The sequence below is a fragment of the Bradyrhizobium canariense genome, from assembly GCF_900105125.1.
GTDB classification, from domain to species: domain Bacteria; phylum Pseudomonadota; class Alphaproteobacteria; order Rhizobiales; family Xanthobacteraceae; genus Bradyrhizobium; species Bradyrhizobium canariense_A.
Genome location: NZ_LT629750.1, coordinates 39608 through 54291, shown reverse-complemented (window position 1 = coordinate 54291; position 14684 = coordinate 39608). Strand labels below are relative to the sequence as shown.

Below are 14684 nucleotides of genomic sequence, written 5' to 3'. Positions count from 1 at the left end.
TTGCGTTTTTTGAGTGCTCTAGAAGACCTCTTAAGTGCTCTGGAAGACCTCTAAGGACCGCGAGTCGCATGTCACCTCTGCATAAGTGATCGCCCGCCGCCCTATGAAGCAAGGAGCGATGATATCGAGGAAGGCGTGCGGCTTAGCTTGGGAAAATCGAGCGTCAGGGATGCGGGCGCCGCGACGTTTCAGCCCGTCGGAAAATAAGTGCGGCGAGCGCGGCACCAACCGGCCCACAACCCTGTCAAAGAGGTAGACGACCACATGAGGATTGCCTGATATTAGAGCGTTGAGGTGAATCCTATGGTTTTCTGGATAGCGAGTCTGATTGGATTGGCAATCGCTTATCTCTTCGGTTCTACGCCCACAGGCTATCTGGCAGGGAGGGTCCTTAAGGGCATAGATATTCGAGAGCATGGCTCCAAATCCACCGGGGCAACGAACGTATTACGCACCCTGGGGAAATGGCCTGCGCTGGTGGTGCTCCTGGTAGATGTGTTGAAAGGTGTCGGGGCAATCGTCTTCGCCCGCTGGTTTTATGCTTGGTTCTATACATTGCCGTCCGTCACGCCACCGACAGCGCTTGATCTGCAGACCTGCATACCTTGGGCTGTTTGCTTGGCCGGACTTGCCGCGTTGTTGGGGCATAGCCGTTCGATTTGGTTGAATTTTACAGGTGGCAAATCCGCTGCGACGGGGCTAGGCGTCTTGCTGGCGATGTCCTGGCCAGTAGGTTTGGGGGCTGCAACCGCTTTTGGCGTTGTGTTGGCTATTTTTCGTATTGTTTCTCTTAGCTCGATATTAGCGGCGCTGACTGCGATCGCCCTCGTCTGCGGCTTGGAGCAACCGTTGCCCTATCGATTACTGGTGATTGCAGGTGGTATTTACGTGATTATGCGCCATCGTGCCAACATTCAGCGGCTACTTGCCGGGACAGAGCCACGACTGGGACCACAACCGAGAATGGAATCGCAAATTTAGTGCCGTGCATTCTTGGACTGTCGAGGTCTCAGTCTCTTTCGGCGCTAAGTGCACATGTTCGGACGGCTTCGGCCCGCGCTTGCCGGGTTTCAGATCGCCTCCGGTAAGTCGCTCGACGCGGGCGAGGAAGCGGTCGTCGCCGAGCGGCTGTGTGAGGTATCGGTGACCGGTTCAAGCAAGCCGCATCGCCTGCGGCTCATGACTTTCGCATGGGGCCGGGCGCGGGGATGCGCCTATTTGCCTTTGAAATTCGGCGCGCGCTTGTTGAGGAAGGCATCCATGCCTTCGCGGAAATCCTCGCTCATATAGGCGCGCAGGATCAGATCCTCGCCCTCTTCGCGGGACAGCGTGCGGCGGATGCGGCGCACCGCTTCCTTGGTGACTTCGAGCGTGATTGGCGCATGGCTCGCCACCAGCTTCGCGGTCTCGTCGGCGCGCTGCTGCAACGTTGCGACGTCAGGCACCACTTCGTTGAGCAGGCCGAGCGCCAGCGCCTCCGGGGCTTCGACCAGCCGCGCCTTGAAGATCAAGTCCTTGGTGCGCGCCGGCCCGATCAGCGAGACCAGCCGGCTGACATTGGACATCGACAGGCAATTGCCGAGCGTGCGCGCGATCGGAAAGCCGATCCGGGTCGCCGCGGTGCCGATCCGGATATCGCAGCAGGCCGCGATGCCCGCACCGCCGCCGGTGCAGGCGCCCGCGATCGCCGCGATCGTCGGCACCCGGCAGGTTTCCAGCGTGCCCAGCACGCGATCGATCCGCGCCTCGTAATCGAGCGCATCCTGCGCGGTCTTGAAGGCGCGGAATTGCGAGATATCGGTACCCGAAGCGAACGCCTTTTCACCGGTCCCGGTCAGGATCAGCGCCTTGATCGAGTGGTCGGCGTTGATGGCTTCGCAGATCGAAGCCATCTGCTCATACATCGCAAAGGTCAGCGCATTGCGGGCTTGCGGGCGATTGAATGTCAACCGGGCGATGCCGTCTTCGACAACATAGATCAGGTCTTCATTCGCTTGTACCGGGGCGTTCATGGCACGCTCTTTCTGTTGTCGTACGGACTGTTATCAAGGACTCGAAACTTGCGCTCAGGCGACGGCGGCTTTCGATTTCGCCATCGACACCACGTCGCGTCTTTTCAGGACTTCCATCGCGGCCGCGACGCCGCCGCTGCGATGCGGCACCTTGGCGAGATCGAGACCCATCTCGACACCGGCCAGCGTTCCCATCAGCATCAGATCGTTGAAGTGGCCGATATGGCCGATGCGGAAGACCTTGCCCTTGATCTTGTTGAGGCCGGTGCCGAGCGACATGTCGAAATTCTCAAGCACGACCTTGCGGAAATTATCCGCATCATGGCCTTCCGGCATCACGACCGCGGTCAGCGCCGGCGAATGCGCGCCCTGCTCCTGGCATTGCGTTTCCAATCCCCACGCCTTCACCGCCGCGCGCGTCGCAGCACTATGGCGCTTGTGCCGGGTGAAGACGTTCTCGAGCCCCTCTTCCTCGAGCATCGCAACGGCCTCTTTCAACCCGAACAGCAGATTGGTCGCCGGCGTATAGGGCCAGGTGCCGGCCTTGTTGATGGCAATGACTTCCTGCCAGTCCCAATAGGACCGCATCGCCGGGTTGGCCCTGGCGACGGCGAGCGCCTTTTCCGATACCGCGTTAAAGCCGAGGCCCGGCGGCAGCATCAGTCCTTTTTGCGAGCCGGCCACGGACACGTCGATGCCCCAGGCGTCGTGTTCGTATTCGAGCGAACCAAGGCCGGAAATGGTATCGACCATCAGCAGCGCCGGATGCTTGACCCGGTCCAGGATATTGCGGACTTCGAGCGGATGGGTGACGCAGGCGGTCGACGTCTCGTTGTGAACAATCATCACCGCCTTGATCTTGTGGTGGCGATCGGCTGACAGCCGCGCTTCGATCTGCTCCAGGTCGGCGCCATGGCGCCAGTCACCCGGCAGGAAGTCGACGTCGAGCTTGAACTTCTCGGCGATGCCGTGCCACAGCACCGCAAACTGACCGGTCTCGGCCATCAGCACCTTGTCGCCGGGCGCCAGCGTGTTGACGATGGCGGCTTCCCAGGCGCCGGTTCCCGACGACGGGTAGATGATCACCGGCTGCTTGGTGCGGAAGACGCGCTGCATCGCCGCCAGCACCGCATGGCCAATCTCGGCGAACTCGGGACCGCGGTGGTCCATGGTCGGCATGTCCATGGCCCGCAGCACCCGGTCCGGCACGTTGGTCGGTCCCGGAATCTGCAGAAAATGCCTTCCAGAGTGCACGGTCATAGGGCGTCCTTCCCGGTATTGCCTAGATTTTGCGAGCCGCTCGAATATCACTATTTGGCAGGCTTGTCCCTCGCCCGGCGGGGCCCGTCAATGCGCAAGAAGCAGGGCTTCGGCTTGCCAAGCCGGACCCCGCCGGGCAAGAGACTGACGGGACAGGACGAGATCGAACCGATGGCTATAACAGAGGCCGAAAAATCGAAAAATTCGGCTGAAAACAGTGCTCTAGCCGGCCGTCTGGCGCGCGAGATCACCGGCGAGGTTTTGTTCGACCGGTTCAACCGGGGCCGCTATGCGACCGACGCCTCGTTCTACCAGATCATGCCGGCCGGCGTGGTGGTGCCCAGGACCGTGGACGAGGCGCTGCGGGCGCTGGCCATTGCCCGCGACGACGGGCGAATCGTCACCCCGCGCGGCGGCGGCACCTCGCAATGCGGCCAGACCGTCAATGACGGGATCGTCATCGACCTCTCCAAGCATCTCAATCGTGTTCTGACGCTGGACGTCGAAAACCGGACCTGCGTGGTCGAGCCGGGCATCGTGCTCGACGACCTCAACCGGCAGCTCAGGCCGCACGGCCTGTGGTTTCCAGTTGACGTCTCCACCGCCTCGCGCGCCACCATCGGCGGCATGGCCGGCAATAATTCCTGCGGCGGCCGATCCCTGCGCTACGGCACCATGCGCGATAACACGCTGTCGATGGATGCCGCCCTTGCCGACGGTGCCTTGCTGCATTTCGGCGAGGTGTCGCGCGATCTCACGCAACTCAATTCGAGCGATGAGGGCCGGGATCTGTTTGGCGACATGCTCGCGCTCGGGCAGCGCGAGGCCCACGAGATCGCCGAGAAATTCCCGAAGGTGCAACGCCGCGTCGGCGGCTACAATCTCGATGCGCTGGTGCCGCGCAATGCGGCGAACAACATGGCGCACCTTCTAGTCGGCTCGGAGGGCACACTTGCCTTCACCACCAAGGTCGAGCTGAAGCTATGGCCCGTCATCCGCAACAAGGTGCTCGGCATCTGCCATTTCGGCAGCTTCTACCAGGCGATGGACGCGGCCCAGCATCTGGTCAAACTTCGCCCGATCGCGGTGGAACTGGTCGACCGCACCATGCTGGCGCTCGGCCGCGAGATCGCGATGTTCCAGCCGATCATCGGCGCTTCGATACGCGGCGATCCCGATGCGGTGCTGATCGTCGAATTCGCGGAAGAAGATCAGGCTGAGAACGTCAGGCGATTGAAGCAGCTCGGCGAACTGATGGCCGATCTCGGCTTCGGCTGGGATCGCGAACAGCGCAAATGGGGCGGCGTGGTCGAGATCACCGATCCCGGCTTGCAGACCGGCATCGCCGACTTTCGCGCCGCCGGCCTCAACGTCATGATGTCGATGAAGCAAGAGGGCAAGCCGGTCTCGTTCGTCGAGGACTGCGCGGTGCCGCTGCCGCATCTCGCCGATTACACCGAGCGGCTCAACGCCATCTTCGCCAGGCACGGCACCCGCGGCACCATGTATGCGCACGCCTCCGAAGGCTGCCTGCACGTGCGGCCGGTGCTGAACCTGAAGCTCGAAAAGGACGTCAAGGCGATGCGCGCCATCGCCGAGGAAACCTTCGAGATGGTGCGCGAGTACAAGGGATCGCATTCCGGCGAGCATGGCGACGGCCTGGTGCGATCGGAATTCCACGAGACCATGTTCGGCGCGCGCATCATCGCCGACTTCAGGGAAATCAAGCACCGCTTCGACCCTGATAATGTGCTCAATCCCGGCAAGATCGTCGATGCGCCCAAAATGGACGATCGCACGCTGTTTCGGTATCCGCCGGATTATCGCGTGCCCGAACTGAAGACCGTGCTCGACTGGTCGGCCTATCCCGGCGCCGGCGGCGGTTTTCAGGGCGCGGTCGAGATGTGCAACAACAACGGCGCCTGCCGCAAGCTCGAAGGCGGCGTGATGTGTCCGTCCTATCGCGCCACCCGTAACGAGAAAGATGTCACGCGGGGTCGCGCCAATACCTTGCGGCTTGCGATCTCAGGCCAGTTGGGACCGGACGCGTTGTCCTCCGACGAGATGATGGACACATTGAAACTTTGCGTGTCCTGCAAGGCCTGCCGCCATGAATGCCCTGTTGGCATCGACATGGCCAAGATGAAGATCGAGGTTCTGGCGGCGCGGGCAGCCAGGCACGGGCTTTCGCTGCGGGACCGGCTGGTGGGTTATCTCCCGCGCTATGCAGCTCTCGCATCGCGCTTCGCCCCGCTCGCCAATTGGCGCAATAACAGCCCGTTGCTGCGAAAGCTGTTTCAAAAATTTGCCGGCATCAGCGCGCAACGTGCTCTGCCGGCGTTCCGGCGCGATGTCTTCAGCTCCGACGCCGAAACCGTCGGGCCCGCCGAAGGCCGCGAGGTCGTGCTGTTCGCTGACACATTCAATCGCGCTTACGAACGCGAAAATCTCGACGCCGCGCTGCGCGTGCTGGTGGAAGGCGGATACCGCGTCCACATTCCAAAGCCCGCCGACAACGGCAGGCCGCTGTGCTGCGGGCGGACGTTCCTCTCGGCAGGGCTGGTTGACCACGCGCGCACCGAGCTTGATCGGTTGGTCGCGACCTACGCGCCATTTGCCGCGCGCGGTGTGCCGATCGTGGGTCTTGAGCCGAGCTGCCTGCTGACGCTGCGTGACGAATTGCTCTCGCTGCGCTCCGACGCCACCGCCAAAAGCATCAGCGCCCACGCATTGTTGTTCGAGGAATTCCTGGTGCGCGAGGCCGAAGCCGGCCGGTTGCAGTTGCCGCTCGGCCCGATCGCCGGGAAAGCGCTGGTGCACGGCCATTGTCACCAGAAATCCTTCGGCGCGTTCAAGCCGGTGGAACAGATCCTGCGGCTGGTGCCTGATTTGAATGTCGAAACCATCCAGTCCAGTTGTTGCGGCATGGCCGGCGCGTTCGGCTATGGCGCCGAAACCTATCAGACATCGATCGACATGGCCGAACTGTCGCTGCTGCCGGCGGTGCGGCGCGCGGATGACGCGACGCTGATCGTCGCCGACGGGACTTCCTGCCGGCATCAGATTAAGGACGGCACTGAGCGTAGTGCCCTTCATGTCGCGCGCGTGCTGGCGATGAGCCTCGAGCGCGCACGATCCAACCCAACTCCCTCTCCCATCGCAAAGGAACCACTCCATGGCTGAACTGACCCTCGACGTTGCCCGCAAGATCCTCGATGCCGCGCTTGCCAAAGGCGTCGAGAAAAAACTGAAGCCCCTTGTCATCACCGTTCTCGATGCCCGCGGCTGCGTGAAAGTCACCGCGGCGCAGGACGGCACCAGCCTGATGCGCGCCGAGATCGCCCACGGCAAGGCCTACGGCGCGCTCGCCATGGGCATGGGATCGCGGGCGCTGTTCCAGCGCGCGCAGGAGCAGGCTTTCTTCGTCAGCGCGGTGAATACGATGGCGCAAGGCCGGCTGATACCGGTGCCCGGCGGCGTGCTGATTCAGGACGGCGGCGTTCTGCTCGGCGCGGTCGGCGTCAGCGGCGACACATCTGATAATGACGAGATCTGCGCGATCGCGGGCATCGAGGCCGCCGGTTTGAAGGCTAATCCGGGGTAGTCGCTTTCATCATTCCCGACGATTACCATCGTCATTGCTGTGCAAGTTCAGTAATTCGCTGATTGAATCTCTCCATGGGAGGATTCGATGCGCGACAACAGCTACGACCGGACGATTGAACGGAATTATCTTCAGAAATGGCGGTTTCTGATCCCGGAATATGAGGCGGTTAAGGCTGGCCGGTCGGCAACGTTCCGCCGGGTCGGGGATTTCTACCGTCATCACGGAACCTGCTCGCAGACCTTCCGGAAGTATTACAACCGCTATCTGCAGAGCGGCGCGGAGGCCGACCTGTTGCCGCGGCGTCGTGGGCCGAAGTGGCGGGAACGGCGTGAACCGGAGGGCATCGAGGCCGAGATCGTCGTCTGCCGCCAGCGGGGGATGAACCGCTATGAGATCCATGCCGCCTTGCGCGAGCGGCGCGACACGCTACCCTCCCCCTCGACCATTTACCGGGTTCTGAAACGCTATCATCTGAACCGCCGCACGCCGGCGATGCGCGAGGAGAAACGCCGTATTATCAAGGACAAGCTCGGAGAGCTGGGCCACGTCGATTTGCATCAACTGCCGCGCGACATGTTCCTCGCGCCACCCCCTGCCACGGCCTATGTGGTCAGCCTGATCGATAGCCGCTCACGCCTGGCCTGGGCCGAGGTCATCACCTCCAAGAAGGCGTTGCCAGTTATGTTCAAGACGCTGAAAATGATCAACACCCTCAACGTCACCTACGGGCTCGTCTTCGCCGAAATCATGTCCGACAACGGCGCCGAGTTCGCATCCCGCAACAACCGTGAAGAGCATCCCTTCGAAGCCATGCTCCTCGAACTCGGCATCAGGCATCGCTACACAAGACCATACCGGCCGCAGACCAACGGCAAGATCGAACGATTCTGGCGCACCCTCGACGACGACGTCATCGACGGCGCCACCTTCGACAACCTCGATCACTTCGCCAATGAACTCTTCGAGTATCTGATCTATTACAACAACCATAGGCCCCATCAGGCCCTCGGCGGCAAGACACCAAAGGACTTCGCTTCGGCCAAAACCAAACCCGTTCAATCAGCGAATTACTGAACTTGCACAATTGCGAGGAGCGAAGCGACGAAGCAATCCAGTCTTTCTCTGGACAGATATTTGGATTGCTTCGCGGAGCCTGTCATCGGGCGGCGCTTGCGCCGACCCGTTGGCTCGCAATGACGGCTACAAAACAAAATATCAATGTCTGGCGCTCACTTCCCCGGCCAGGACGGTTTGCGCTTTTCGGCAAACGCCTTGAGGCCTTCCTTGGCGTCTTCGGTCATCGCCAGCAGCGCGATCTGGCTTTCGGTGTAGGCGATACTTTCGTCGAACGACATCGAGGCGATCGCGCGCATGGCGTATTTGCCACGCCGGATCGCGGTCGGGGACTTGTCGACGATCCGGCCGATCAGCCAATCGACCTTGGCGTCGAGTTCTGCCGCCGGCACCACATAGTTCAAAAGCCCGGCTGTTTGCGCGATGCGGGCATCAAAGGGTTCGCCAGTCAGCGCCCATTCGTTGACGAGACGCCGCGGCGCGATCTCCTGCAACAGGGCCATCACCTGCATCGGGAACACGCCGACCTTGACTTCGGGCAGCCCAAAGATCACGTGATCGGCTGCGACCGCCATATCCGTCATGCACAACAGGCCCATGCCACCGGCCACGCAGACGCCGCCGACGCGCGCGATCGCCGGCTTGGTGGCATTTTGCGACAGCCGCAGCAGATCGGCATAATCCACGTTGGGCTTGGAGAAATCCGCGGCGAACGCGCCGCCAGTATTCTGCAGATCGGCGCCGGCGCAGAACGCCTTGTCGCCTGCCCCGGTCAGCACGATGACGCGGACATCCCTGTCGTCATGGGCGTCGCGATAGCCTTTGTTGATGCCGGCGATCACCTCGCCGTTCAGCGCGTTGCGCTTCTCGGGCCGGTTGATGGTGATCCAGAACGCCTGCCCGCGCTTCTCAAGTATCACGCTACTGTTTTCAGCCATGTCCCTGCTCGCTCGCGTTATTTATTCGCGGGCGAACATTAGGTCATGATCCCGAAAAGGGGAAACCGGAAGATTTAAGGCGTCGGAAACGCGGCAGGCACAGCCCGCTTCACCCAGACCTTGTTGTCGTGGAATGCCGCGCCGCCAACGGGGGCGACGGCCTCGGCTCCGGTCAGCATGTTGATGCCGCGGCCGCCGATATGGGACTTGTTCGGGTGCACCGATTCCGCGATCAGCACGCCACGGCGCACGCCGTCGAATACTTTCGCGGTCAGTGAGGTCTCGCCACGCATGTTGCCGAGCGTGACGGCATCGCCATCGGCAATCCCGAGCGAGGCCGCATCGTCAGGATGGATCATTACGGTCGGCACGCCTTCGCGCGCCTGCGAGGACGGCGTTTCATTAAAACTGGTGTTGAGGAAGCTGCGCGAGGGACTGGTCGCGAGCCGGAACGGATGCGCTTCATCCGCCTCCTCGATCGCCGTCCAGTGGTCGGGTAGCGAGGGCATCTGGTCCCACGCCCCCATCATGCCGGCATTGCTGAGCGGCACATGGGCCCAATCGGCCTTGAAGTGGAATTTCTTGTCCGCGTGCGCGAAGCCGTCGAGATAATGCGAAGTCCGGAAGTCCGGCTGCAGATCGCGCCACAGATCGGCCTGCAGCGCATCGATGTTGCCATGGCCGCTCTTCTTCAGCGTCGCGTCGATCAATTGGCGCGGTGACATCTCGAAGCCGGGGTGCACGGCGTTGAGGCGGCGGGCCAGACCTTGCAGCACCTGATGATTGGAACGGCATTCGCCGGGCGGCTCGATCAGCTTGGCGCCGACCGAAATGTGCTGATGGCCGCCGCCGTAATAGAGATCGTCGTGCTCCATGAACATCGTCGCCGGCAGAACAAGGTCCGCCATCTGCGCGGTCTCGGTCATGAACTGCTCATGCACCACCATGAACAGGTCCTGGCGCGCAAATCCCTGACGCACCAGCGCCTGCTCCGGCGCCACCGTCATCGGATTGGTGTTCTGGATCAGCATCGCCTTGACCGGCGGGCCGCCGTTCAACGCCACCGGGTCGCCGGTCAGGATCCGCCCGATCTTCGACTGGTCGAGGATCCGCGTCGTGCGATCGATCGCGTCATGGCCCTCGATGATCGACTCGTTGAATTTCCAGATCGCAAGATTGTTGAAGAAGGCGCCGCCGCCTTCATATTGCCAGGCGCCAGTAACGGCCGGAATGCACAGCGCCGCGTGCATCTGCGCTGCACCATTGCGGCTGCGGGTGAAACCGTAACCGAGCCGAAAGAATGACCGCTTGGTCTGGCCGACGGCGCGGGCGAACGCCTCGATCTCCTCCACCGGCACGCCCGAGATCGACGACGCCCATTCCGGCGTGCGGGTCGCCAAATGCGCCTCGAGCTCGGCAGGACAATCGGTGTAGCGCGCGAGATAGTCGCGATCGGCATAGCCTTCGCGGAACAGCACATGCATGACGCCGCAGGCGAACGCGCCGTCGGTGCCCGGCCGCAGCAGGATCTTGATATCGGCCTGCTTCATGGTGTCGTTGTTGTAGACATCGACCGCCGCAATCTTCGCGCCGCGCTCCTTGCGGGCGCGCGAAGCGTGCGTCATCACATTGACCTGGGTGTTCACGGGATTGGTGCCCCAGATCACGATCAGGTCGGAGACGCCCATCTCGCGCGGATCGACGCCGGCAACCTTGCCGGTGCCGGCAGCAAAGCCTACCCGCGCGATGGTCGAGCAGATCGTTGAGTAGAAGCGCGAATATTTTTTCACATGGGCGAGGCGGTTGATGCCGTCGCGCATCACGAGGCCCATGGTGCCGGCATAATAATAGGGCCATACCGATTCGGCGCCGAACTCGCGCTCGGCCCGATCGAAGCGCGCCGCGATCTCGTCCAGCGCGTCGTCCCACGAGATCCGCCCGAACTTGCCCGATCCCTTCGGGCCGGTGCGGAACTGCGGATAGGTCAGCCGGTCGGGATGATGGATGCGCTCAGCATAGCGCGCGACCTTAGCGCAGACCACGCCGGCCGTGTAGGTCTGTTGCTTGGAACCGCGGACGCGGCCGATGGTGGAATTGTCGATCACCTCGATGTCGAGGGCGCAGGCCGACGGGCAATCATGCGGACAGGTGGAATGCCGGATCTCGATCTTGGCGTGCTGGTTCATGACAGAATTGATAACATCAAATTCCGCTGCAGCTAAGCGTATTTATCCGGCAATGCATCCGTAAAACCGCTTACAAGCCACGCACTGGATCACGATCCGATCGAATTCGGATCATAATCGCATCTCTTTATTTGGGCATGATCTCCGCGCAAACGCTTGGCGTTTGTCTCGCGACGGAGAACCGGTTCCCACTCTGCGCTGACGCGGCCCTTCGGGTCCGGATCATGCTCTAAGCGCCGAGATAAGCCCCGCCATTGGCGTGGATAGCCTGTCCGTTGATGTAGCGCGCGCCAGGGCCGCACAGGAAACGAACGGTTGCCGCGACATCCTCCGGCCTGCCACGTTCGCCCGTGATGGTCTGATGGGTCAGATGATGGGCCGGTTCCGGCTTGTCCTTCGGGCGCGGCGTACCGATCAGCCCGGGAACCACGCAATTCACGGTAATGCCGTCGGAAGCGAGGTCATGGGCCAGCGCGCGGGTAAGGCCGATAATCCCCGCCTTTGCCGTCACCACATGGGCGCGGTCTTTCGCACCGATGTGCGCGCTCAGCCCCCCGATATTGACGATGGCGCCCGCGCCGGATTGCCTCAGTGCCGGAAGGCAGGCCTTCACGCAATGAAACGTGCCATCGAGGATGACATCCATGATTTCGCGCCACTCGGCATAGCTCATCTCGGAAAACGGCTTCTCCCGCCGCAGCGCAGCGTTGTTGACGAGGATGTCGATACGGCCGAAATGCTTTGTGGCGGCGTCCGCCATCGCCTGTACGGCCGCAGCGTCGGTGACATCGCCGACATGGACCAGCGCCTTGCCGCCGGCGGCCTCGATCTCGCGCGTGACGGCCTCCGCTTCGGTGCGATTGCTGCGCACGTTGACCACAACAGATGCACCGCCGTCGGCCAGCGCCAGCGCGATCGCCCGGCCGATATTGCGTCCGGCGCCGGTGACGATCGCGACCTTGCCGCTGAGTTCCTTGGTGGTCATGCCCCACTCCCCGGTTCGTCATCGTCCGCGAAAGCGGGCGACCCAGTAAACACCGACGTCCGCAATTGATCCGATAGTTCACCGATTACTGGATGCCCCGCTCTCGCGGGGCATGACGGCGGCGGTTACTGGCGCAACGACGATAGATTGATCCGGCTCCGATACAACCCCGCCAGCAGCTCTAACGTTGCATCGCTCTGGGCGTTGCTCCAGCCGCCATGCTCCGCGTTGAGCACGAACTTGTCGGTCACGTCCTGCCGGGGCAGCGGCTCCTGCGCGCCGCCGCGCAGATAAGGCTGCCGTTCCTCGATCACGCTGCCATCCTTCATCGTCGCCTTGATGTGGCCGGTATAGTTGTTCGGATAGGGATTATCGGGATCGATGACGAATTTCACTTTTGCAGCAAGCGCGAGCACGCTGATATCGCTGATCGCCGCTTCCGTGAATGCGCCTAATCCGACGCCGCCATGCACAAAGCCGGTCGCCAGCAGATACGGCACCGCGAACTTGGCGGCATAACCGTTACGCGGACGTTGCTTGTCAGCGAGCGGCTCCCACAGCCGGTGCACGGTCCCTTCCGCGACCTCGCAGACGATCTCGGCGACGTCTTCTGGTTTAATACCGCGCGCGGCCAGTCTTCTTGCACAATCGATATAGGGCTGCGCCATGGTCCCGCAGGGATAGGGCTTGAACGCCAGCGTGTCCGTCACCCAGCGGGTGCCGAAGTCACCTGTCAGCGCGTCGTAGTCGCCTTGGGTCGTGTGCGCGAAACCGTGGAACAACCCATGCACGCCCTCAAACACCGTGCGCGGACCGACGAAGCCACCTCGTGCCAGCAGCGCTGCCCGAAGTCCTGACTGCGCCGCCCATCCCGCATGCAGCCGCTTGGTCCAGGCGCCCTCGGCGAGATATTCGATGATGCCGCCCGCCATGCTGCCGGCGATGCCGAGCGCGTCCACGATCTGTTTGGCGTCGAGGCCGAGCGCGGCGCCGACACCTGCGGCAGCGCCCATGGCGCCGAAGATCGCGGTAGGATGAAAACCTGCCTTGTGGACGGCTTTGGGCACCACCAGGCTCAGCCGGCAAAGAACCTCGGTGCCGACGGCGATGCCGACCAGCGCCATGCGGCCATCGGGATTGTGACGCTCGCACGCGGCCAGCACCGCGGGCACGATCACCGCGCCGGCATGCACCGGGCCGCCCTCGAAGGTGTCGTCAAAATCCTCGCCGTGCGCCGCGGTCCCGTTGACGAAGGCTGCACCGGAAGCCGTGAGCCTCCGTGTATGACCGATCGCAGTGCACGGACCGTCATCGTCGCAGCCCGCCAGCGCGCTTTTGATGTAATCCTCGTTGCGCGCGGTGACGCACAATCCAACCACGTCGATCAGGAGATCCTCGCATTTGCGCGTGGTCGCCGCCGGCAGGCCACCTGCCTTGAGTGCCACGATTTTACGGGCAAGCGTTTCGGCAACGGATGTCTTTGGTAACTCGGCTGTCATGATGGCTCGATGTTCGGGGTCAGACGTGAAAGATCTTGCTGTAGCGCGCCTTGATGGCGTCGCCTTCTTTTTCCACCGCGGCCGCGTCGTCTTTCATGGTCTTGATATCCTTGAACGGCTTGCGCCCCGGTTTCTCCCGGGCTTGCGGGTGCACCGAGCGCAGGCCGCCGACATCGATGATGAGCTGTTGCGCGTCGCGGCTGAAGCAGAACGACTGGAACAGCTTGGCCGCGTTCGGATTGGGCGAGCCCTTGAAGATGCCGTTGGGGCCGATGATCAGCGGCGATCCTTCGCTGGCATATACAGGCTCGACCGGACGGCCCGCCTCTTTCATCTGCAAAATGTTGTATTCATTGCCGTCGGCCATGACCGCGCGCTCGCCGAGATCGAGTTTCTTCGGCGGATCGGCCGAGGACTGCACCTGCATGACGTTCTGTTTGGCGAGTTGCTCGAAATAGCTCCAGCCGAGATCGCGCTGCATCTGATAGGTCGCGGTCATGATCGTGCCGCTGTAACCGGGATGCGCCTTGACGATCTTGCCCTTCCATTTCGGATCAAGCAGATCAACGAAGCTCTTCGGCGCTTCATCCGCTTTCACCAGGTTGGTGTTGTAGGCGATGATGCTAAGCCAGACGCGCCAGCTCGCGAACTGGCCGTCGGCGTCCCTGTGCTCGGGTGGATAGAACTTCGCGACATCTTCCGGCACGTAGGGCGCCAGGATGCCATCGCGCTTCCAGACGATGAAATGCGCCGCATCGGATGAATTCACCACATCGACCGCGTGAATGTTGCTGGAATATTCCTGGCCGATGCGCTGGAACACCCGCTCCGCCCCGGTGCGTTCGACGCGCACGGCGATGCCGTCGTATTTCGTCTCGAACGCCTTCGCCAGTTTCTCGGCAACCGGCAGATCGGTCGACGTATAATAGATGACCTGGCCTTCTTTCTTTGCAGCCGCAATCAGATCGGGCGTAACCGGTTCGGCCGGCGGCGCATCCGCCATCACGCGGGTCGAGAACGCAGCACCCGCGAGCCATGCACCTGAGCCCATGAGCACGTTGCGACGAGATATCCTCGGATTATTCATCGGCTCATTCCGCCCCGCATCTCTTCGTGCGAAATC

General features: G+C 62.3%; 10 protein-coding genes and 3 pseudogenes. 6 read left to right on the top strand and 7 right to left on the bottom strand.

What is annotated here, in order from left to right:
* The first annotated feature begins 303 nt into the window (after window positions 1-303).
* On the top strand, window positions 304-981 hold the full coding sequence (plsY, locus tag BLV09_RS00235; RefSeq protein ID WP_146685885.1) for a glycerol-3-phosphate 1-O-acyltransferase PlsY: 678 nt from the start codon (window positions 304-306) through the stop codon (window positions 979-981).
* Between the two features lie 233 nt (window positions 982-1214).
* Here plsY and BLV09_RS00230 read toward each other — a convergent pair whose 3' ends face one another.
* Together BLV09_RS00230 and BLV09_RS00225 are read right to left on the bottom strand one after the other, a co-directional pair.
* Window positions 1215-2012 carry an enoyl-CoA hydratase/isomerase family protein gene (locus BLV09_RS00230; RefSeq protein WP_146685884.1) on the bottom strand — a complete coding sequence of 266 codons (798 nt, stop codon included), beginning with the start codon at window positions 2010-2012 and terminating at the stop codon, window positions 1215-1217.
* A 54-nt stretch (window positions 2013-2066) separates the two neighbouring features.
* Entirely contained in the window at window positions 2067-3272 is a 1206-nt protein-coding gene (locus BLV09_RS00225; RefSeq protein WP_146685883.1) for a pyridoxal-phosphate-dependent aminotransferase family protein, read from the bottom strand.
* A gap of 171 nt (window positions 3273-3443) precedes the next feature.
* On the opposite strand from BLV09_RS00225, the gene BLV09_RS00220 reads away from it, so the two are divergent.
* From BLV09_RS00220 to BLV09_RS38680, 5 genes and pseudogenes are all read left to right on the top strand, one after another.
* The gene (locus BLV09_RS00220) at window positions 3444-6455 is read left to right on the top strand and encodes an FAD-binding and (Fe-S)-binding domain-containing protein (protein ID WP_146690929.1); all 3012 of its coding nucleotides are present in this window, start codon (window positions 3444-3446) and stop codon (window positions 6453-6455) included.
* Window positions 6448-6876, top strand: a complete 429-nt coding sequence (locus BLV09_RS00215) for a GlcG/HbpS family heme-binding protein (RefSeq protein WP_146685882.1) — start codon at window positions 6448-6450, stop codon at window positions 6874-6876. Before BLV09_RS00220 ends, BLV09_RS00215 begins: the two co-directional genes overlap by 8 nt.
* An 87-nt stretch (window positions 6877-6963) precedes the next feature.
* Window positions 6964-7680, top strand: a pseudogene (locus BLV09_RS00210) (helix-turn-helix domain-containing protein); the annotation flags it as partial.
* Between the two features lie 24 nt (window positions 7681-7704).
* A pseudogene (locus tag BLV09_RS38685) lies at window positions 7705-7786 on the top strand (integrase core domain-containing protein); the annotation flags it as partial.
* Window positions 7765-7953: pseudogene (locus BLV09_RS38680) on the top strand (integrase core domain-containing protein); the annotation flags it as partial. The pseudogenes BLV09_RS38685 and BLV09_RS38680, both read left to right, overlap by 22 nt.
* A gap of 155 nt (window positions 7954-8108) precedes the next feature.
* Here the strand turns inward: BLV09_RS38680 and BLV09_RS00205 are convergent.
* From BLV09_RS00205 to BLV09_RS00185, 5 genes are all read right to left on the bottom strand, one after another.
* A complete protein-coding gene (locus BLV09_RS00205; RefSeq protein ID WP_146685880.1) occupies window positions 8109-8891 on the bottom strand; it encodes an enoyl-CoA hydratase/isomerase family protein in 783 nt (260 codons plus the stop codon).
* 74 nt (window positions 8892-8965) lie between these two features.
* Entirely contained in the window at window positions 8966-11077 is a 2112-nt protein-coding gene (locus tag BLV09_RS00200; protein WP_146685879.1) for a molybdopterin-containing oxidoreductase family protein, read from the bottom strand.
* Between the two features lie 229 nt (window positions 11078-11306).
* Window positions 11307-12062: a 3-oxoacyl-ACP reductase family protein gene (locus BLV09_RS00195; protein WP_146685878.1), complete on the bottom strand. Its 756-nt coding sequence runs from the start codon at window positions 12060-12062 to the stop codon at window positions 11307-11309.
* A 125-nt stretch (window positions 12063-12187) separates the two neighbouring features.
* Window positions 12188-13561, bottom strand: a complete 1374-nt coding sequence (locus BLV09_RS00190; RefSeq protein ID WP_146685877.1) for an MmgE/PrpD family protein — start codon at window positions 13559-13561, stop codon at window positions 12188-12190.
* 19 nt (window positions 13562-13580) lie between these two features.
* Window positions 13581-14648: an ABC transporter substrate-binding protein gene (locus BLV09_RS00185; protein WP_167558576.1), complete on the bottom strand. Its 1068-nt coding sequence runs from the start codon at window positions 14646-14648 to the stop codon at window positions 13581-13583.
* Window positions 14649-14684: the final 36 nt, after the last annotated feature.